This is a genomic window from Janibacter zhaoxuefangae, assembly GCF_050271985.1.
Classification (GTDB): domain Bacteria; phylum Actinomycetota; class Actinomycetes; order Actinomycetales; family Dermatophilaceae.
Genome location: NZ_CP189849.1, coordinates 225,341 through 245,926 on the forward strand (window position 1 = coordinate 225,341; position 20,586 = coordinate 245,926).

General features: G+C 70.4%; 16 protein-coding genes and 1 tRNA gene. 11 read left to right on the forward strand and 6 right to left on the reverse strand.

The genetic code is table 11. The features are described 5' to 3' along the window. The first annotated feature begins 31 nt into the window (after positions 1-31). The 4 genes from ACQBAS_RS01075 (at position 32) to ACQBAS_RS01090 (ending at position 4,710) form a co-directional block, all read left to right on the forward strand. Positions 32-2,119, forward strand: a complete 2,088-nt coding sequence (locus tag ACQBAS_RS01075) for an ArnT family glycosyltransferase (protein WP_427384476.1) — start codon at positions 32-34, stop codon at positions 2,117-2,119. An 8-nt stretch (positions 2,120-2,127) separates the two neighbouring features. Continuing rightward, positions 2,128-3,372 carry a glycosyltransferase gene (locus ACQBAS_RS01080; RefSeq protein ID WP_427384477.1) on the forward strand — a complete coding sequence of 415 codons (1,245 nt, stop codon included), beginning with the start codon at positions 2,128-2,130 and terminating at the stop codon, positions 3,370-3,372. 165 nt (positions 3,373-3,537) lie between these two features. Continuing rightward, positions 3,538-3,610, forward strand: a tRNA-Arg gene (locus ACQBAS_RS01085). A gap of 308 nt (positions 3,611-3,918) precedes the next feature. Then, a complete protein-coding gene (locus ACQBAS_RS01090) occupies positions 3,919-4,710 on the forward strand; it encodes a hypothetical protein (RefSeq protein ID WP_427384478.1) in 792 nt (263 codons plus the stop codon). 63 nt (positions 4,711-4,773) lie between these two features. Here ACQBAS_RS01090 and ACQBAS_RS01095 read toward each other — a convergent pair whose 3' ends face one another. Both ACQBAS_RS01095 and trxA read right to left on the reverse strand, forming a co-directional pair. Further along, positions 4,774-6,612: a phosphoenolpyruvate carboxykinase (GTP) gene (locus ACQBAS_RS01095; RefSeq protein WP_427384479.1), complete on the reverse strand. Its 1,839-nt coding sequence runs from the start codon at positions 6,610-6,612 to the stop codon at positions 4,774-4,776. Between the two features lie 105 nt (positions 6,613-6,717). After that, a complete protein-coding gene (gene trxA / locus ACQBAS_RS01100; RefSeq protein ID WP_427384480.1) occupies positions 6,718-7,104 on the reverse strand; it encodes a thioredoxin in 387 nt (128 codons plus the stop codon). 176 nt (positions 7,105-7,280) lie between these two features. On the opposite strand from trxA, the gene ACQBAS_RS01105 reads away from it, so the two are divergent. The 4 genes from ACQBAS_RS01105 (at position 7,281) to ACQBAS_RS01120 (ending at position 12,201) form a co-directional block, all read left to right on the forward strand. Further along, positions 7,281-8,606, forward strand: coding sequence for an acyl-CoA dehydrogenase family protein (locus ACQBAS_RS01105; RefSeq protein ID WP_427384482.1), 1,326 nt, complete (start codon positions 7,281-7,283; stop codon positions 8,604-8,606). A gap of 17 nt (positions 8,607-8,623) precedes the next feature. Next, a complete protein-coding gene (locus ACQBAS_RS01110; RefSeq protein WP_427384483.1) occupies positions 8,624-9,898 on the forward strand; it encodes an acyl-CoA dehydrogenase family protein in 1,275 nt (424 codons plus the stop codon). 105 nt (positions 9,899-10,003) lie between these two features. Beyond that, positions 10,004-11,761, forward strand: a complete 1,758-nt coding sequence (locus ACQBAS_RS01115) for a S8 family serine peptidase (RefSeq protein ID WP_427384484.1) — start codon at positions 10,004-10,006, stop codon at positions 11,759-11,761. A gap of 92 nt (positions 11,762-11,853) precedes the next feature. After that, positions 11,854-12,201, forward strand: coding sequence for a hypothetical protein (locus ACQBAS_RS01120; RefSeq protein WP_427384485.1), 348 nt, complete (start codon positions 11,854-11,856; stop codon positions 12,199-12,201). Between the two features lie 33 nt (positions 12,202-12,234). Here the strand turns inward: ACQBAS_RS01120 and ACQBAS_RS01125 are convergent, their stop codons facing one another. The 3 genes from ACQBAS_RS01125 to ACQBAS_RS01135 are packed head-to-tail and all read right to left on the reverse strand — an operon-like array spanning position 12,235 to position 14,236. Further along, on the reverse strand, positions 12,235-12,585 hold the full coding sequence (locus ACQBAS_RS01125) for a fluoride efflux transporter FluC (protein WP_427384486.1): 351 nt from the start codon (positions 12,583-12,585) through the stop codon (positions 12,235-12,237). Then, on the reverse strand, positions 12,582-13,010 hold the full coding sequence (locus tag ACQBAS_RS01130) for a fluoride efflux transporter FluC (protein WP_427384487.1): 429 nt from the start codon (positions 13,008-13,010) through the stop codon (positions 12,582-12,584). Before ACQBAS_RS01130 ends, ACQBAS_RS01125 begins: the two co-directional genes overlap by 4 nt. An 8-nt stretch (positions 13,011-13,018) precedes the next feature. After that, complete coding sequence (locus ACQBAS_RS01135; protein WP_427384488.1) at positions 13,019-14,236, reverse strand: pyridoxal phosphate-dependent aminotransferase; 1,218 nt, start codon at positions 14,234-14,236, stop codon at positions 13,019-13,021. A gap of 124 nt (positions 14,237-14,360) precedes the next feature. Here ACQBAS_RS01135 and ACQBAS_RS01140 point away from each other — a divergent pair, with 124 nt between their 5' ends. The 3 genes from ACQBAS_RS01140 to pntB all read left to right on the forward strand — a co-directional run bounded on the left by ACQBAS_RS01140 (position 14,361) and on the right by pntB (position 19,052). Beyond that, the gene (locus ACQBAS_RS01140; protein ID WP_427384489.1) at positions 14,361-15,890 is read left to right on the forward strand and encodes a hypothetical protein; all 1,530 of its coding nucleotides are present in this window, start codon (positions 14,361-14,363) and stop codon (positions 15,888-15,890) included. A 192-nt stretch (positions 15,891-16,082) separates the two neighbouring features. Next, positions 16,083-17,642, forward strand: a complete 1,560-nt coding sequence (locus ACQBAS_RS01145; RefSeq protein ID WP_427384490.1) for a Re/Si-specific NAD(P)(+) transhydrogenase subunit alpha — start codon at positions 16,083-16,085, stop codon at positions 17,640-17,642. 3 nt (positions 17,643-17,645) lie between these two features. Further along, positions 17,646-19,052, forward strand: a complete 1,407-nt coding sequence (gene pntB, locus ACQBAS_RS01150; RefSeq protein ID WP_427384491.1) for a Re/Si-specific NAD(P)(+) transhydrogenase subunit beta — start codon at positions 17,646-17,648, stop codon at positions 19,050-19,052. Positions 19,053-19,089: 37 nt separating this feature from the next. On the opposite strand, the gene ACQBAS_RS01155 is transcribed toward pntB, so the two are convergent. Next, complete coding sequence (locus ACQBAS_RS01155) at positions 19,090-20,577, reverse strand: amino acid permease (RefSeq protein WP_427384492.1); 1,488 nt, start codon at positions 20,575-20,577, stop codon at positions 19,090-19,092. Positions 20,578-20,586 lie beyond the last annotated feature (9 nt).

The following is a 20,586-nucleotide window of genomic DNA, read 5'->3' on the forward strand; positions in this document are numbered from 1 at the left end:
ACGACACAGGCTCCGGTCCGAGTGTGGGGGCATGGACACGATGACCTATGCCGCGGGCCCTTCCGGTCCCGCCCCCGCGCCGCTGCCGACCACCTCCTCCGAGACGCGTACCGACGGCCCACGCGGCCGGGTCGCCCGCCTCTGGCGCGGGGACCCGTCGGATCCGACATGGGCCCGCCCGTCTTTGCTCCTGTTGCTCCTGGCGACGGCCGCCTTCTACTTCTGGAACCTCACCTCGAGCGGCTGGGCCAACTCCTTCTATTCGGCCGCGGCTCAGGCCGGGTCCGAGAGCTGGACGGCGCTCTTCTACGGCTCGTCCGACGCGTCCAACGCGATCACGGTCGACAAGCCGCCGGCGTCGATCTGGGTCATGGCCCTGTCCGTCCGGCTGCTGGGGCTCAACTCCTTCGCGATCCTCGCGCCGCAGGTGCTCATGGGGGTGGCCGCGGTCGGTGTCCTGCACGCCACGGTCAAGCGCCACTTCGGCGCCGCGGCGGGCCTGCTCGCCGGCGCGGTCCTCGCGCTCACGCCGGTCGCCGTCCTGATGTTCCGCTTCAACAACCCGGACGCACTGCTCGTCCTGCTCATGACGCTCGCGGCGTGGGCCACGGTGCGGGCCGTCGATGCCGGTTCCACCCGCTGGTTCGTGCTGGCGGGCGTGTTCCTCGGCTTCGGCTTCCTCACGAAGACCCTGCAGGTCCTGCTCGTCATCCCCTTCCTCGGGCTGGCCTTCCTCGTCGCCGCGGACACGACGCTGCGGCGCCGGATCATCGGTTCGGTCGCGGGGGCTGCGGCCTTCCTCCTCACTGCAGGCTGGTGGGTTGCCATCGTCGAGCTCGTCCCCGAGAGCATGCGCCCCTACATCGGTGGCAGCCAGACGAACTCGTTCCTCGAGCTCACCTTCGGCTACAACGGCCTCGGCCGCATCAACGGCAACGAGACCGGCTCCGTGGGCGGCGGCAACGGCTGGGGTGAGACGGGCCTCGGGCGCATATTCAACGCCTCCATCGGCGGTCAGATCTCGTGGCTCATCCCGACGGCCGTCATCCTGCTCATCGCCGGTCTGGCGCTGCGTGGCCTTGCGCCGCGCACCGATCGTCGGCGCGCTTCCTACATCGTGTGGGGCGGCTGGCTGCTCGTGACGCTGCTGACCTTCTCGCTCATGGCCGGCATCTTCCACGAGTACTACACGGTGGCGCTGGCGCCGGCCGTCGCGGCACTCGTCGGGATGGGCGCGAAGGAGGCCTGGGAGAACCGCGCCAACCTGATCGGCGCGTTCGCGTTGGCGGCTGCTACGGGCGCCGCGGCGCTGTGGGGCTTCGTCCTGCTCGGGCGGACGAGCGAGTACGACGGGTTGAAGTGGGCCGTGCTGTTCGTCGGCCTCGCGGCCGCCTTCGGGATGCTCGTGCTGACGCGCCTACCGCGTCGGGGCACCGCGGTCGTCTCGGCCGCCGCCATCGCCGCCGGCCTCGCCGGACCCGCCGCCTACAGCCTGACGACGGTCAGCGAGGCGCACACCGGATCCATCGTCACGGCCGGTCCCGCGACCATGGGCGGGCGCGGCATGGGTGGCCCGGGTGGCATTCGCGGTCAGGGCTTCCCCGGCGGGTCGCCCGGCCAGGCCCCGCCCGGCATGACGCAGGGCCAGGTGCCGCAGGGCATGGCCCAGGGCCAGACGCAGGGTGGCGGTGGCATGGGCGGACTGCTCGACGCCGGCACGCCGAGCACCGAGGTCATCGCGGCTCTGTCCGAGGACGCCGAGAGCTATCGCTGGGTTGCCGCCGCCGTGGGTTCGCAGAGCGCGGCCGGCCTCCAGCTCGGCACCGAGCTGCCGGTCATGGCCATCGGCGGGTTCAACGGGTCCGACCCGTCCCCGACCCTCGAGCAGTTCCAGCAGTACGTCGCGGACGGTGACATCCACTACCTCGCGGCCAGCGGTGGCGGCATGGGTGGCAGGGGAGGCAGCTCGGGCGGATCGAGCGCCAGCTCGGAGATCACCACGTGGGTGAGCGAGAACTTCACGTCGGTGACCATCGACGGGTCGACCTTCTATGACCTCACCCAGCCCCTGGACGAGACCGGGGCGGCCACGGCCACCTCCTCGACGAGCAACGTCTGAGGCGCGCCGTGAAAGCACCCGTCCTCGATGTCGTCGTTCCCGTCTTCAACGAAGAGGTCACGCTCGACGCCTCGGTCCGCCGACTGCACGCGCATCTCGTCGCGACCTTCCCCTACCCCTTCCGCATCACCGTGGCGGACAACGCGAGCACGGACGCCACCCTCGAGGTGGCCGGCCGGCTCGCGGGTGAGCTCGACGGCGTCGACGTCGTCCACCTCGAGCAGAAGGGTCGGGGTCGGGCGCTGAAGCGGGTCTGGCTCGCCTCCGATGCGAGCGTGCTCGCCTACATGGACGTCGATCTGTCGACCGACCTCGACGCCCTGTGGCCGCTGGTGGCACCCCTGATGTCCGGGCACTCGGATGTCGCCATCGGGACGCGCCTGCATCGGGACTCCCGGGTCGTGCGGGGAGCCAAGCGGGAGGCCATCTCGCGGGGCTACAACCTCATGCTGCGCACCGCGTTGGGCGCGAGCTTTTCCGATGCGCAGTGCGGGTTCAAGGCGATCCGGGCCGACGTCGCCCACGAACTGTTGCCGCTGGTCGAGGACCCGACGTGGTTCTTCGACACCGAACTCCTCGTGCTTGCGCAGCGGTCCGGCCTGCGCATCCACGAGGTGCCGGTGGACTGGTTCGACGACCCCGACTCGCGGGTCGACATCGTCCGGACCGCGAAGGACGACCTGCGCGGCATCCGCCGGATGAAGAGGTCCTTCGCGCGCGGGTTCCTCCCGACGGAGGACATCCGGTCGCGGATGGGACGGACGTCGCCGGCCTCCGGTGTGGGTGCGCACGCCGTCCGCTTCGGCATCGTCGGGGCGGCCACGACCGTGCTGCACCTGGCCCTCTTCGCGCTCCTGACGTCGGGGGCGATCGGGGGCGGTGTGGGCTCACAGACCGCCAACGTCGTCGCGCTGCTGCTCTCGACCATCGTGAACACGGCCGCCAACCGGCGCTGGACCTTCGGGATCCGCGGGCCGGGGAGCGCGCTGCGGCACCACCTGCAGGCGCTCGGTGTCTTTGCCGTGACGTGGGGCCTGACCGCCGCCGCGCTCGCGGGGCTGCACGCCTTCTGGGGCGACGCGCCCACGGCAGTCGAGACTGTCGTCGTCGGGGTGGCCAATGTCGTGTCGACCGTCGTGAAGTTCGCGGCCATGCGGGCGTGGATCTTCGCCGAGCGATCTGTCGCGGCCTCGCCGGCGTCAGAGATCGCCGCTCGCGACGCAACCTCGGGCCGCCTTCCGGCCGGGCGGTGACACTCGCGCCGTGGGGGGCGCTCGCCATCGTGCTGGGGGCCGCACTGAGCGCCCCCGCGATCCGCGCGTACCGCTCTGCGCGAGCGTCCTGAGCCGGTCGATTTCGTCCCTGACGCTCGAGCCGGTACTCTCTTCCCTTGTCGCCGGGACGATTCCGAGCGGCCTGCGCCCGTAGCTCAACGGATAGAGCATCTGACTACGGATCAGAAGGTTAGGGGTTCGAATCCCTTCGGGCGCACTCTGTGTTGAGACAGACGACGGACCCCCGGTCAGCGGAAACGCTGTCGGGGGTTTACTCGTGCGACGTGCCAGAAGGTGAGTGACCGGGCCCCGACCGCCATGCGGATCGGGGCCCGACGCAGGTCCGGACGGAGCATCGGGGGCCGTCCTCGTTCCGGTCGCCGAAATGTCGCGCTCGCGCTAATCTCGCCGCGGTTGCTCCGTTGCAACGGGTTTGCCTTGTTTGTCGCGTGGTGATCGCAGGGTGAGGTGTCGTGCGACCTGCTCCAACCGCGGGACGTCCTTCACGCAGAATCGAGATCTCGCATGAGCCGCTCAGGCCTTTCACGCTCCCTGCTCGCCGTTGCCTCCGGCGCCCTCGTCATCGGGGGCCAGGTCGCACTCGCCACGTCCTCGTCGGCAGCGGAGGCGCCCGTCGCCAACGACGACATTCCCTACGAGGCGCCCATCCACACCTACCGCCAGACGTCCTCGGGGCTGACGGGCGGCATCACCACGTGCGGCCTCACGGCCGGCGACTTCGTCCCCTTCGGTAAGGGTTGGGGCAGCGACGAGCTGGCCAACGACGTCGTGGCGGCCGGCGCCACGAGCACCTTCTCCGTGGAGCAATCGTTGACGTACGGGCACCTCGAGACGATCACCTCGCCCACGGCCGCGACGCAGTGGCGCTACGTCTACGACGGCGGCGCCCCGGACAACGCCGTCGAGCGGATCACCTACACCGTCACCGACGTCAACGGGTCGGACTCCGGGCAGGTGCTCTACACGCTCAACACGAAGCCGTGCGGCGCGTTCGTCTCCTCCACGCTCACCGAGCTCGCGAAGGGGTCCGCCACGGTCACCATCGGCGTGCCCGGCACGGTCACCAACCTCTACGGCTCCGCCATCCTGCCCGAGTGGAGCACCCTGAAGCAGCCCTACGGCAGCTCGACCTCCACGGGCTCGGCGATCACCTTCACGGTCAAGCCCGGGATCGACCGCTCGCGCGACCGCTACCAGACGCTCGTCTACAGCTACGTCGACGCGTCGGGCGCCACCGCGACGGCGGCAACGCAGTTCCTCATCCCGAAGCAGGCCGGGGGAGCGGGCAAGCTCTGACCGCACACACGAAGGCGGCCCCCACCCGGTCTCGGGTGAGGGCCGCCTTCGTCGTGGTCGGACTCAGCTCTGCTCGTCCAGAGCCTTGGTCACGCGGCGGTGCGCTTCCCAGATCTCCTCGGGGAGACGGTCGAACTGCTTGAGGTGCTCCTCGCGGAAGCCCATCTCCTGCTGCCAGCGCGGCACGTCGATGGAGAGGATCCGGTCGAGGTCGGCCTGGGGCAGGTCGAGGCCCTCGAGGCCCAACTCGTCCTCGGTCGGGATGATGCCGACGGCCGTCTGACGGCCCTTGACCTCGCCGGCCTTGAGGCGCATGAGCCACAGCAGCGGGCGCAGGTTCTCGCGGTATCCGGGCCACAGGAAGTGACCGTCCTCGGGGTCGCGCTGGAACCAGTTGACGTGAGCGAAGAGCGGCTGGTTCTTTGCGGCGCCGATGATGTCGAGGTAGTGCCGGGCGTAGTCGCCCTCGCCGTACGCCATGAAGGGGCGGTTGGACATCGGGTCGTAGCGCAGCTGGCCCTCGACGCCCTCCGCGGCCGCGGTGGCCTCGGCGCCCAGGGTGAGGCCGTCGTAGACGCCCTCGGCGAGGTCGGTGATCGCGCGGATCAGCGGCTCGCGGTCACGCGTGCGGCCACCGAAGATGATCGCGTCGATTTCGACACCTTCGGGCTCGTCGAAGTCGGGCGCGGCGTTCGGCACGTTGCCGAGCGTCGTCGTGAACCGGCTGTTCGGGTGCGCCCACGGGGAGTCATCGCCCTCGGCGCGGTCGGCGATTGCGTCGCCCTTCCAGTCCAGCCATCCGTCGATGTCGGCCGGGGTCTCCTTCGTGCGTCCCTCCCACCAGACCTCCTGGGTCTTCGGGTTGTACGCGACGTTCGTGAAGATGACCTTCGTGCCCGGGTCCGTGGAGTGCAGGGCCGTCGGGTTGGTCGTCTCGTTCGTGTCCTTGGCGACCCCGAAGACGCCGAACTCCGGGTTCATACCCATGAGCTTGCCGGTCTTCTCGTCGATCCACAGCCACGCGATGTCGTCGCCGTAGAAGTCGACCTGGTAGCGGTCGCCGAGGGCGTCCGGCGGCAGCATCATCGCGAGGTTGGTCTTACCCGAGGCGCTCGGGAAGCCACCCGTGATGTGGTAGCGCTTGCCGGTCTCCTTGTCGAGGATGCCGATGAGCATGTACTGCTCCGCGAGGAACTTCTTCGTCGCCCAGCCGTCATAGGCGCCCTGACGCAGGCCGTGGGCGATCTTGCCCAGGAGCGCGTTGCCGCCGTAGGACGAACCGAAGTGGAGGATCGTGCGCTCGTCGGCGACCGTGACGAAGTAGCGCTTGTCGTCGGGGGTGCCCTGGCCGAGGTTCTCCAGGTCGCCGGTGACGTGGACGGCGCGCACGAAGTCGGACTGGTCGGGCAGGTCGTTGACGTGCTCGACGCCGACGCGCGACATCCGGATCATGTGCAGGACGACGGGGCGGCTGTCGGTGAGCTCGACGCCGGCGGCCCACTGGGCCAGCACGTTGCCCTTGGGGGACATGAGGTAGGGCAGGACGTACATCGTCTTGCCCTTGGACTGACCGCGCATGAGCTCGGTCAGCTTCTCCTTCATCTCCGAGGCGGGGCGCCAGTTGTTGTAGACGCCGCGGTCCTTCTCGTCGTTCGTGGCGACGATCGTCCGCTCCTCCGAGCGGGCCGTGTCCTTGGAGTAGGAACGCGAGTAGTAGCGCCCCTCACCCGCGGGGAGGAGCTCGGCCGCCTCGAGTGCTTCCTGGATGAGTCGGTCGTCGTCGCCGGCGCCGACCACCTCGATCCGGTCGGGCTGGGTGATCTCAGCCCACTGCTTCACGTAGTCCCGGACAGCCTCGTTCGTGAGGCCAGCGGCATCCAGAGCGACATCGATGTCGACCATGCTGGTGTTCCCTTTCAGGTACGGGTGTTTCCAGCAGGCTATCGGCGTTCCAGAGGCACTTTGACCGGTTCTCGTGTGCGTCCCGTCACCCTGAGCGGGGCGCGCTCAGGCTTCGGTCGACCCTGCCTGCTGCGCCGCCACCTGGGCGTGGACCTCCGCCATGTCGAGCGCCTTGACGCCCTCGATGACCTTCTCCAGGGAGGCTGCGGGAAGGGCGCCGGCCTGGTTGAAGACGAGGATCCCTTCGCGGAAGGCCATGAGCGTCGGGATGGAACTGATGCCGGCGGCACGGGCCAACTCCTGCTCGGCCTCGGTGTCCACCTTGGCGAAGACGACGTCGTCGTGCGCGGTGGAGGCGGCCTCGAAAACCGGCGCGAACTGACGGCACGGGCCGCACCACGACGCCCAGAAGTCGACGAGGACGATGTCGTTGTCCGTGACGGTGGACTTGAAGGACTCGTGGGTGAGGTCGCGGGTGGTGGCGGTGCTCATGGGTCGTGCTCCTACGGCTTGAGAGTGCTGGTTCCTGAAGTCCAGCGCTTCGCGTCGTCGCGGCATTCCCGGGCGTGTGATCGGCGCCACGCCCGCGGGCGAGTTACCGGTACGGTAAGTATCCGGTACCGTAAGTTTCACGTACCAGAGTTGCACCGATGCACGAAGGGTTCACGATGGCCACCTCCACCACGTCCCTGGCCGACCGCGGTCAGCGACTCGGTCTGCGCCTCATCTCGAAGGCAGGCGCCCTGCCGGGCATGCAGGACCCCGACTTCCGCAAGAAGGTCGAGCGGCTGCTGTATCGCGGCGCCGTGACGGGTTTCAAGGCGCAGACGAAGGCGGGGCGCACCTTCTCCCGCAAGCCGGGCGCCGGTGACCCCACGCGAACGCCCACGACGCGGCCCAAGGCCCTCTTCGACCTCACGCCGACAGAGGACCAGGCCATGATCCAGGGCGCCGCCAAGGAGCTCGCGGACGAGGTCATTCGCCCCGCAGCGGCCTCGGCCGACGCCGAGCGCACCGTCCCCGACGCCGTCCGCTCCGCCGCGACCGAGATGGGCCTGCAGCTCATCGGAGTGCCCGCCGACCTCGGTGGCATCGCCGAGGAGCGCTCCGCCGTGACGGGCGTCCTCGTGCTCGAGGAACTCGCCCGCGGCGACATGGGCATCGCGGCCGCGCTGATGGCCCCGTCCGCCGTCGCGACAGCCATCGCCTCGTACGGCTCCGCGGACCAGCAGGCGACCTTCCTGCCGGAGTTCACCGGCGACAACCCGCCGAAGGCGGCCGCGCTCGCCCTCCTCGAGCCGCAGCCCCTCTTCGACCCCCTTCAGCCAGCCACGTCCGCGCGACGGGACGGCGGCGAGCTCGTGCTCGACGGCACGAAGGCGATCGTCCCGGGTGCCGCGACCGGTGAGCTCTTCATCGTCTCGGCCCTGCTGGACGGCGCGCCGCGCCTCGTCCTCGTCGAGGCCGGGACCGAGGGGCTCGCCACCGTCGACGACCCCGCGATGGGCATCCGCGCCGCGGCCACGGGCCGACTCGTCCTCGAGGGCGTCCGCGTCCCGCAGGCCAACCTGCTCGGCACGACCGAGGACCACCTCGACGCCGTCCGGCGGGCCCGGCTGGCGTGGGCCGCGGCCGCTGTCGGCACCGGGCAAGCGGTCCTCGACCAGGTCAGCGGGTACGTCAAGGAACGCAAGGCCTTCGGCGAGCCCATCGGCCAACGGCAGGCGGTCGCCTTCACCGTGGCCGACATCGCCATCGAGCTCGCGGCGCTGCGCCTCGTCGTCTGGCGGGCCGCCGCGCTCCTCGACAGCGGTCAGGACGCCGGGGCCGTCATCGCCCAGGCGCGCGCCCTCGCCGCCCGACACGGGACGTGGATCGGCTCCAACGCCGTCCAGATGCTCGGCGGGCACGGGTTCGTCAAGGAGTTCGACAACGAGCGCTGGTATCGCGACCTGCGCGCCACGGGTGTCCTCGAGGGCACCCTCCTCGTCTGAGCCGGAAGGAACCACCCATGATCGATCTTGAGGTCCCCAGGAAGTTCCGTCCGCTCGTCACGCAGGCGCGGGGCATGGCCGAGGAGGTCTTCCGGCCCATCTCGCGCAAGTACGACCGGGCCGAGCACGAATACCCCGCCGAACTCGATCTCGTCTCGGCCGTCATCGACGGCCTCGCCGACTCGGGCCAGGGTCAGGGCGCAGGTGCCTCGTCGTCGACGCGCGCCGCCGACCATGGGGCTGACAGCGGCGCGGCCGAGGGTGACGTCGCCGCCGTCGGCTCCGGCCGCACGAAGGCGAGTGAAGCCGGCAACAAGAACGGCTCCAACCTCTCCTCCGTCCTCTCGATCCTCGAGACCTGCCGCGGCGACGTCGGCCTGACGCTGTCGATCCCGCGCCAGGGCCTCGGCAACGCCGCCATCGCGGCCGTCGCCAGCGAGGAGCAGAAGGCGCGCTACGGCTCGCGCTGGGCCGCCATGGCCATCACCGAGCCGGACGTCGGCTCCGACTCCGGTGCCATCCGGACGACGGCGACGAAGGACGGCGATGAGTACGTCCTCAACGGCGAGAAGATCTTCGTCACGGCCGGCGACCGGGCCGAGCTCGTCGTGGTCTGGGCGACCCTCGACCGCAGCCTCGGCAAGCAGGCGATCAAGTCGTTCGTCGTCGAGAAGTCCAATCCGGGCCTCAAACTGGTGCGACTCGAGCACAAGCTCGGCATCCGCGCGTCCGACACGGCCGCCTTCCACCTCGACAACTGCCGGGTGCCGGCGCACGACCTGCTTGGCGACCCGGAGATCCGGATCGAGGGCGGCTTCGGCGGCGCGATGCAGACCTTCGACAACACCCGCCCGCTCGTGGCGGCCATGGCGCTGGGGCTCACCCGCGCGTGCCTCGACACGACGACGGAGCTGCTCGCGGGGCAGGGCATCACCGCCGACCCCGACGTGCCGATCTGGCGTCAGAATGCCGCGGCCGCGCAGCTGCTTCGGATGGAGGCCGAGTACCAGGCGGCCTACCTACTCACCCTGCGTGCCGCGTGGATGGCGGACAACGGCAAGCCCAACTCGCTCGAGGCGTCCATGGCCAAGGCGAAGGCGGGCCGGACGTGCGTCGACGTCGCCCTCGCCTGCGTCGAGCTCGCCGGCGCCACCGGGTACGCCGAGACGGAGTTGCTGGAGAAGTGGGCCCGGGACAGCAAGATCCTCGACATCTTCGAGGGGACGCAGCAGATCCAGTTGCTCGTCGTGGCCCGTCGGGTGCTCGGGTACACGTCGAAGGAGCTCCGCTGACGACGTTGGGCTGACTTCGCGGTAACCCACCACGGGTCGCCGAACGGGGCTACGTTGCCTCGTATGTGCCTCAACAGCGAGGCACCCTGAAGGGAGACCCCCATCATGCGAAGTCGCTCCATCCTCGCGGCCGGAACCGCCGCGCTGACGCTCACCGCCGGTCTCGCTGGCGCCACCCTCACGGCCAACGCCGTCCCGGCCGCGACTGCCGCGGCCACGACGAGTCAGGCATCCACCTTCATCGTCCTCACGGCGAAGGGGGCCTCGACGGCCACGGTCGCCAAGGCCCTCAAGGCTGCCGGGGGCACGGTCACCCACGCCAACCGAGCCATCGGGATGATCGAGGTCTCGTCCGGTTCGGCCTCCTTCGCTCGCCGTGCCCGCGCCCTCAAGGGCGTCCAGGGCGTCGCCCTCGACCGCAGCATCGGCGCCACCCCGACCCGCGCCAAGGGGCCGGACCCGGTCGAGCAGGAGCACGTCTTCGAGAAGAGCCGCGCCAACGGCACCGGTAAGGACGTCGCGCCGGCTCCCGCGGGCCACGACCCCTACGACGGCATGTTGTGGGGCATGGAGATGATCGGCGCGATCGACGCGCACGCCACCCAGACGGGTGACCCGGGCGTCTCCGTCGGCATCCTCGACACGGGTGTCTCCGGGACCCACCCGGACCTCGCGGCGAACTTCGACCAGGCCGCCTCCCGCAACTTCACGACCGACATCGAGGCGATCGACGGTCCGTGTGAGTACGAGGGCTGTGTCGACCCGGCCGACCACGACGACAACGGTCACGGCACGCACGTGTCCGGCACGATCGGCGCCGCGCTCAACGGCCTCGGCGTCAGCGGCGTCGCCCCGGACGTCAACCTCGTCAACATCCGCGGTGGCCAGGACAGCGGCTACTTCTTCCTCGGACCGGTCACCAACGCGCTGACCTACGCGGGTGACGCGGGCCTCGACGTGGTCAACATGTCCTTCTACGTCGACCCGTGGCTGTGGAACTGCGCGGGTGGCGCCCCCGAGGACGCGGCCTACCCCGAGGCCATCGCCGAGCAGGAGGTCATCCGGGCGGCCATGGTCCGGGCGCTCGACTACGCGCACGGCAAGGGCGTCACGCTCGTCGGCGCCCTCGGCAACAGCCACGAGGACCTCTCCAACCCGCGGGTCGACGAGTCGAGCCCGGACTACGACAACCCCGCCTATGACTGGGACGCCGCCCCGTGGGCGCGCACCATCGACAACGAGACGTGCTCCGACCTGCCGGTCGAGGGCCCGCACGTCCTCGGCATCTCCTCGCTCGGCCCGTCGGGTGCCAAGGCGGACTACTCGAACTACGCCACGGACCTCGGCTCGGACGAGCTCGAGTTCTCGGCGCCGGGTGGCTGGTTCCGCGACGGCTTCGGCACCGCGTCGCACCGCACCAACGGCAACCTCATCCTCTCGACCGTCAGCCTCGAGTCGCTGCGGGAGAGCGGCGAGGTCGACAAGAACGGCAACGTGACGAAGCCCGGCCGCGACGCCGGCGTGCTGAAGCAGTGCACGGCCAAGCCGGACGGGAAGGCGAACTGCGGCTACTACGCGTGGTACCAGGGCACGTCGATGGCGTCCCCGCACGCCGCCGGTGTCGCGGCGCTCGCCGTGTCGGCCCACGGCACGAAGGCGGCCGACGGCAGCGTCTCGATGGCGCCCGACGCCGTGCGTGACGTGATGACGGAGACGGCCACGGACATGGCGTGCCCGTCCCCGGTGATCAGCTACGCGAACGAGGGGCGCGACCCGTCCTTCGACGCGCAGTGTGTCGGCACCGCGGACGACAACTCGATCTACGGCGAGGGCATCGTCAACGCCCTCGGCGTCGTCCAGTGATCCGTTGAGTCAGGACGACGGCGCCGGTCCCCTTCGTGGGGGTCGGCGCCGTCGTGCATCAGCCGGCGCCTTCCCTGACGCACACTGACTCCGTGCGAGACGTGAGGAGGACGCCGGGACGCGGCCACGTGTCCTGGGCCGTGCTCTTCGCCGTCGCCGTAGTCGGGATGGCCATGGCGGCCGGAAGCCTGATCGACAGGGTCGGGGAGACCGGCACGCGCGTCGCCCACGGACTCGTGGCGCTGGCCGTGGTGCTGGCGCCGTTCGCCCTCCTCTGGATCGTGGCGGAGGCCCACCTGCGCTGGTCGCCGCGGGAGCGCGTGGCTCGCGGGGTCGTCGGGTGGACGCTCGTGGCGGCCTGTCTCGCGCTCCTGCTGGTCTGCACCCCGCCAGCCATCTATCTCGTCATCATGAACCTGGCCTACGCCTGCCCCTGCTAGTCGTTCGCGCCCGGTGCGCCCCGAATCACCGCGTCAGCCGGTGAGGGCGACCCCGGCGAAGGCAGCCCCGACGCCGAGGACGAGGCTCAGGGCGACGGTGGCCACGAATGCCCCCGCCCGGCGCTCGGCCGCGGCGGACCACAGTTCGAGGGCGAGCGTGGAGAAGGTCGTGAAGGCGCCGCAGAAGCCGACGCCCAGCAGGGTCGTCCAGCTCGGTCCGGGTGCGGCGCCGACAACGAGTCCGAGGACGAAGGAGCCGAGCACGTTGATGACGAGGGTCGCGCCGTTCGTGGAGAGCCCCGCGCGCCGGGTCAGCTGGTGCGTCGCGACGAAGCGGGCGGGCGCCCCGACCGCAGCACCGAGGATCACGAGAAGGGCGGTCACGCCCGCTCCTCGCGGATGTCCGGCCAGAGCCGCGCCCCGAGTGCCAGGCCCAGTCCGCACGCGCAGGTGCCCGCGATGACGGCGACCGCGAGGTAGCCGGCAGCAAGTGCGGCGCGACCGTCGGTGAGGAGGTCGTGAGCGTCCAGCGCCAGCGCGGAGAACGTCGTCCACCCACCCAGCACGCCGACCCCGAGGACGGGTCGGACGAAGGGGTGCGTGCCCGGACGAACGGTGAGCCACGCGACGAGCAGTCCCATGAGCAGGGCACCCGAGAGGTTGACGACCGTTGTGCCCCAGGGGAACCCGTCGTGGGCCGACGGCAGGGCCGAGGAGACGCCCCATCGGCCCACGGACCCGGCCGCCCCACCGGCGGCGACGGCCGCGACGAGGCCGAGGCCGCCTTCGGGCAGGTGGTGACGGGCCATCGACGGGCTCAGGCGCGCTTGGTCTCGAGGAACTCGGCGATCCGGCCGATGGCCTCGGTGAGGACCTCCTCATCGGGCAGGCAGACGAGGCGGAAGTGGTCCGGCTCCGGCCAGTTGAAGCCAGTCCCATGGGTCACGAGGATCTTCTTGGCGCGCAGCAGCTCGATGACGAAGGCCTCGTCGTCCTCGATCGGGTAGACCTCCGGGTCCAGGCGCGGGAAGCAGTAGAGGGCGCCCTTCGGCTCGACGCACGAGACGCCGGGGATCTCGTTGAGCAGGCGCGCGGCGAGTTTGCTCTGCTCGTAGAACCGGCCGCCGGGGACGATGAGTTCGGTGATCGACTGGTAGCCGCCGAGCGCCGTCTGGATCGCGTGCTGCGCCGGGACGTTGGAGCACATCCGCATGTTGGCCAGGAGTGTCAGACCCTCGAGGAAGTCTTCGGCCAGGTGCTTCGGCCCGGACACCATGACCCAGCCGGAGCGGTAGCCGCAGACGCGGTACGCCTTGGACAGGCCGCTGAAGGTGAGACACAGGACGTCGTCACCCGCGAAGGTCGCCGCGTGGTGGTGCACCGCGTCGTCGAAGAGGATCTTCTCGTAGATCTCGTCCGCCATGACGACGAGCTCGTGCCGCCGCGCGATGTCGATCATGGCCTTGACGGTCGACTCGCTGTAGACGGCGCCGGTCGGGTTGTTGGGGTTGATGATCACCAGAGCATGGGTGTTCTCGGTGATCTTGGACTCGAGGTCCGCCAGGTCCGGATTCCAGCCGTTCGACTCGTCGCACCGGTAGTGCACGGGCGTGCCACCCGACAGCGAGACCGCGCCGGTCCAGAGCGGGTAGTCCGGGGCGGGGACGAGGATCTCGTTGCCGTCGTCGACGAACGTCTGCAGCACCATGGTGATGAGCTCGGAGACTCCGTTGCCGATGTAGATGTCGTCGACCGAGACGTCTCGAAGGCCGCGTGACTGGTAGTACTGCGCAACGGCGGTCCGGGCGGAGTAGATGCCGCGCGAGTCGGCGTAGCCCTGCGACTGGGGCAGGTTGTGGATCATGTCGGCCACGATCGCCTCGGGCGCCTCGAAGCCGAAGGGGGCCGTGTTGCCGATGTTGAGCTTGAGGATCTTGTGCCCCTCGGCCTCGAGCCGCTGAGCCTCGACGAGGATCGGACCCCGGACGTCATAACGGACGTGCTGCAGCTTCTTGCTCTGGCGGATCGGGCGCATGCGGCCCATCTTCGCAGGACGACGAAGGGGAGGGCGCGAGACCCGCGCGGACGGCCCGCAACGACTAGTGTCCGTGATGACCACCCGGAGGTGCTCCGGGGCCCGCCACCCTCAAGGGGGAGCCATGAAGATCCTGATTGCCCTCATCGTCCTGCTACTGCTCGCACTCGTCCTCTGGTACCTGATGCGCCAGTCCCGGCTGAAGCAGGAGGAGCAGGCGCGTATCGAGGCCCAACAGGCACGGGAGCGCGTCGCCGCCCTGGACGAGCGGGTCGCCCAGCGCCAGGCCGACGCGGAGGAGGCCACGGGAGCGGCCAGCGCCGTGCGCAGCGAGGCCGATGCCCGCGCCGCCGAAGCCGAGGAGCGTGCCGCCGAGGCGCGCCGTCTCCAGCAGGAGGCCGCCGTCCGCGAGGACGAGGCGGCCCAGCGCCAGCGCCAGGCCGAGGAGCTCGCGCGGCAGCGCGACGAGGAGGCGCGCCGCGCCGACGCCCTCGACCCCGACGTGCGCACGGATGACGAGGGTCGCCGCCTCGACGAGGCCGGCAACGTCGCCGACGGTTCCGACCGTGGCGTGACCGGCAAGGCGGCCGCGATCGGTGCCGCCGCTGCCGCAGCCGGCGGTGCCGCGGCCGCCGCCGCACGGGCCAACGACATCGACGACCAGGCTGAGCCGGTCGACGTGGACGACACCTTCCCCGAGGAGGACCCCTTCGCCGCCGAGCGTTCCGTCGAGGACGACGCGTGGGACGCGGGCACCGACTCGGGTGACCTGGGCGGCAGCCCGGACCCCGACGAGGCGACGGTGCCGCGTGACGAGCCCGTCGCTGCGGACACGTTCACGACGGATGAGCCCGCGACCGCTGAGCCCACGACGGACGTCCCCACCACGTCGGACCGCACCTGGGGCGCCAGCGGCGCGGCCACGGCTGCAGCCACCTCCGGCATCGCCACCTCCGACACGGCCACCTCCGACACGGCCACCTCCGACACCCCCACGGACGCCAGCACCTCGGCGGAGAGCTCCTCGTGGGCCGACGCCGTCCCCGAGCCGACCGACGACTCCGCGCAGTGGACCGACGCCGGTGACGACGTCATCGACGCCGACAACTCCACCCGCGTCAGCGACCCCGGGCTCGACACCGAGACGGTCTGGGACGAGGAGGCGCACGCGCGCGAGGACCTCATCGACGAGGAGGCCCGCACCGAGGGCCGCTTCGACGCGGAGACCTCGGACGAGCCGTTTGCGACCGAGGAGCCGAGCGTCTCCGACGCGACGGTCGCGCCGGCCGCTGCCGAGGCGGCGACCTGGCCGTCGGACTGGTCCGAGCCGGAGTCGACGACCGGGTCGGCGGAAGAGACGGACCTGACGACGGACGCCTCCGCCGCCGAGAGCGAGCCCTCGCAGTCCACCTTCCCCCGCGGCCTCATCGAGGACGGCTCGCTCGAGCGCGTCCAGGACGGCGGCTACGGGATGGGTTCGGCGGCGCCCGTCGCCGACGGCTTCTTCCCCCTCGGCCACCCGGTCAAGGGTCGTCGGGACTCCCAGGAGTTCGCCGAGCCGGGACACGAGGCCTTCGACGTCCTCGAGGCGGACGTCTGGTTCACCGACGCGCAGGCCGCCTACAGCGCTGGCTTCCACCCCCGGGGACAGTGACCCCGCGTCACCCCTGAGAAGGCGGCCCGTCACCCACCGGTGGCGGGCCGCCTTCGTCATGTGGGCCGCCCGACGTGCGCGATGTATTGCGCCCTCTGCCACACAAGACCGACGCGAGCGCCTCCGAGGCCCTAGGTTGCCTACGACGGAGGCCTTCGGCGCCACCGCTCGTGGGACCCAGAGGAGCTCGACGTGCGCATCGGAGTACCGCAGGAGTCGCGACCGGGGGAGACGCGTGTCGCGGTGACCCCCAGGACGGTCGCCCAACTCGTCGCCCTCGGCCACGAGGTCGTCGTCCAGGCGGGGGCGGGGCTGCGCGCAACGCACACCGACGACGCCTACCTTGCCGCGGGCGCCGGCGTCGCCGACCCCGGCCAGGTGTGGTCGAGCGAGGTGATCCTCAAGATCAACGCGCCGAACGACGAGGAACTCGGCCTCCTGCGGCCCGGCACCGTGCTCGCCTGCCTGCTCGCGCCGGCCCTCAACCCCGGACTGGTCGAGGCGTTGGCGGCGCGCGGCGTGACCGCCCTGGCGATGGACGCGGTGCCGCGCATCTCGCGGGCCCAGTCCCTCGACGTGCTGTCCTCCATGGCCAACATCGCCGGCTATCGTGCCGTCATCGAGGCGGCCCACGAGTTCGGCAGCCTCTTCACCGGTCAGGTCACGGCAGCCGGGAAGGTGCCGCCCGCAACCGTCCTCGTGTGCGGTGCCGGGGTCGCCGGCCTCGCCGCGATCGGGACCGCGGGCAGCCTCGGCGCGATCGTGCGGGCCGTGGACGTCCGGCCCGAGGTCGCCGAGCAGGTCGAGTCGCTGGGGGCGCGGTTCCTCCCCATCGAGTTCGACGAGCAGGGCCCCAGCTCCGACGGTTACGCGAAGGCGACGAGCGCCGCCTTCGACGAGCGCGCCGCCGCCCTCTACGCCGAGCAGGCGCGCGAGGTCGACATCATCGTGACGACGGCCCTCATCCCCGGTCGCGCGGCGCCGCGCCTGATCACCGAGGAGATGGTCGCCTCGATGAAGCCCGGCAGCGTCATCGTTGACATGGCCGCGGGTCAGGGCGGCAACGTCGCCGGGTCCGTCGCCGACGAGGTGGTCGTGACGCCCGGGGGCGTGACGATCATCGGCTACACCGACCTTCCCGCTCGGTTGCCGGCCCAGGCCAGTCAGCTGTTCGGCACCAACCTCGCCAACCTGATGACCCTGCTCACCCCGGCCAAGGACGGACACCTCGTGATCGACCTCGAGGACGTCGTCCAGCGGGGGATGACGGTGACGCGCGACGGGGAGGTCCTGTGGCCGCCGCCGGCCATCCAGGTCAGTGCCGCGCCCGCGTCGCCCGTGAATGCGCCGCCCGCCGCGGCGAAGGCGTCCGGGTTGCCGGGGAAGACCGCACCGGTCGAGTCGTCCAGCCCCGCACGGAAGTTCTGGGCCATCGGCGTGGCCGCGGCGCTGTATCTCGTCATCGCGAGGTTCGCGCCCGCGGAATTCCTCGGGCACGTCACCGTCTTCGCGCTCGCGGTCGTCATCGGCTTCTACGTCATCGGCAACGTGGCGCACGCCCTGCACACCCCGCTGATGTCCGTGACGAACGCGATCTCGGGGATCATCGTCGTCGGCGCACTCACCCTGATCGAGCAGGAAGGCCGAGGGATCCTGGCGTTGGCCTTCGTCGCCGTCCTCCTGGCCAGCATCAACGTCTTCGGCGGCTTCACCGTCACCCACCGCATGCTCACGATGTTCCGGAGGGCCTGACCCGTGACTCTCAGCCTCTACACCGCGGCGTGCACGGTCGCGGCGCTTCTCTTCATCCTCAGTCTCGCCGGCCTCAGCAAGCACGTCAGCGCCAAGCACGGCAACTACGCCGGGATCGCCGGCATGACGCTTGCGCTGGTCGCGACCCTCGCCCGGATCACTGACGTCGATCGCCTCGGCGGCGTCGCTGCGCTCGTCCTCGCGATCGCCATCGGCGCCGTCATCGGCATCTGGCGGGCACGCAAGGTCGAGATGACCGGCATGCCCGAGCTCATCGCAATGCTGCACAGCTTCGTCGGCGCGGCCGCCGTGCTCGTCGGCTTCGGCAGCCACCTCAGCACGAGCGCGGAGCAGGGTGCCCACAGCGGGCTGCCCCCGGCCGGGCTGATGATCCACGAGGGCGAGGTCGCCGTGGGCGTCTTCATCGGCGCCGTCACCCTCACCGGCTCGATCGTCGCCTACCTCAAGCTCAGCGGCCGGATGAGTTCCGCCCCACTGGCCCTGCCGGCACACAACCTGATCAACCTCGCGGCGCTCGCCGCCTTCGTCGTCCTGACGGTGTGGTTCGTGACCCAGCCCAGCGTGTGGGTTCTGCTCCTCATCACCGTGTTGGCGTTGGCGCTCGGCGCGCACCTCGTCGCGAGCATCGGCGGCGGCGACATGCCCGTCGTCATCTCCATGCTCAACAGTTACTCCGGGTGGGCGGCCGCGGCCGCGGGCTTCATGCTCGGCAACGACCTGCTCATCATCACCGGCGCGCTCGTCGGCTCCTCGGGTGCCTACCTCTCGTGGCTCATGTGCCGCGCGATGAACCGTTCCTTCATCTCGGTCATCGCCGGCGGGTTCGGCTCCGACGGTCGGACCGTGGGAGAGGTCCGTGACTATGGCGAGCACCGCGAAGTCACCGCCGAGGGCGTCGCGGACCTGCTGCGCGCTGCCACGTCCGTCGTCATCACCCCCGGTTACGGCATGGCCGTCGCCCAGGCCCAGTACCCCGTCGCGCAGCTCACCTCGCGGCTGCGCGAGCGGGGCGTCGACGTGCGCTTCGGCATCCACCCCGTGGCCGGCAGGCTCCCCGGGCACATGAACGTCCTCCTGGCCGAGGCGAAGGTGCCCTACGACATCGTCCTCGAGCTGGACGAGGTCAACGACGACTTCGCGACCACCGACGTCGTCCTCGTCATCGGGGCCAACGACACCGTGAACCCCGCAGCGACGGACGAGCCGGGGTCGCCGATCGCCGGCATGCCGGTCCTCCAGGTGTGGAACGCCAAGGACGTCGTCGTCTTCAAGCGGTCGATGGCGACGGGCTATGCGGGCGTCCAGAACCCGCTCTTCTTCAAGGACAACACCCAGATGCTCTTCGGCGACGCGAAGGAGCGAGTCGGCGACATTCTCGCCGCGCTCTGAGAGTCGACCTGGTGACTCGGGTGCGCGAGCAGCCGGCTCAGGTGGCCGTCATGCTCGGCAGCTGACCCTCCTTCGGGCGACCCGAGAGGCGGCTGTTGCGGTAGCCGTACATCCCGTAGATGGCCAGGCCGATGGCGAGCCAGACGAGGAAGCGCAGCCACGTCCAGGCCGAGAGGTTGAGCATGAGGTACCCGCAGATCAGGGCGGACGCCCACGGCAGCCACGGTGAGAAGGGGACCGTGAAGGCGCGCTTGAGGTCCGGCCGCTGCTTGCGCAGCATCGGCACGGCGATGGAGACGAGCAGGAAGGCGGACAGTGTCCCGATGTTGACCATCTCCTCGAGCTCACCGACGGGGGTGAGGGAGGCGACGAGGGCGACGATGACGCCGACGCCGATGGTGATCCGCATCGGCGTACCGGTGCGGGCGTTGACGCGGCCGATGGCGGGCGGGAGCAGCCAGTCGCGGGCCATGGCGAAGAGGACGCGGCTCGCGCCGATCATGAGGGTCATGACGACCGTCGTGAGACCGGCGACGGCCCCCGCCGAGATGAGCGTGGCGTAACCGTCCTTGCCCACATCGACGAAGGCGCTCGCCAGGGCAGCATCCGGGTCGATCTTGTCGTAGCGGACCATGCCCGTGATGACGAGCGCGGTGGCCATGTACAGCACCGTGCAGATGACGAGCGAGGCGATGATGCCGATGGGCATGTCGCGCTGCGGGTTCTTGGCCTCCTCGGCCGTCGTCGCCACGACGTCGAACCCGATGTAGGCGAAGAAGACGAGCGCCGCACCGGCCACGATGCCGCCGATGCCGTAAGCGGACGGCTCGAGCCCGAAGAACATCTGCAGGAGCGGCTGGTGCAGCCCCGACTTCGCCTCCACCGCGGCCGTCTCCGGGACGAAGGGGGAGTAGTTGGCTGTGTTGATGAAGCCGATGCCCGCGACGATGACGAAGAGGACGATGAAGAGCTTGATGGCGACGAGCACGAGGTTGACCCGCATCGATTCCTTGATGCCGTAGGCGACCAGCGCCGTGAGCACGGCGACGAGGCCGAAGGCGAGCAGGTTGACGTGCCCGTCGGGGCCGATGGCGGTGGGCCAGTCGAAGCCGAGGTTCCCCAGGAGGATGACCGCGTACTGCGACCAGCCCTGGGCGACGACGGAGGCGCCGAGGAAGAGCTCGAGCAGGAGGTCCCAGCCGATGATCCACGCGACGATCTCGCCGATCGCCGTGTAGGAGAACGTGTAGGCGGAGCCGGAGACGGGGATGGTCGACGCGAACTCGGCGTAGCAGAGCGCCGCGAGGCCACAGCAGACCGCCGCGATGGCGAAGGAGACGATGATCGACGGTCCGGCGACGGACTGGGCCGCGCGACCGGTGAGCGTGAAGATACCGGCGCCGATGATGACACCCACGCCGAAGACGGTCAGGTCGAGCGCGGTGAGCTTGCGCTTGAGCTGGTACTCGGGTTCGTCCCCTTCGCGGATCGACTGCTCCGCGGGTTTCGTCCGCATGATGCTCATCTGTGCCTC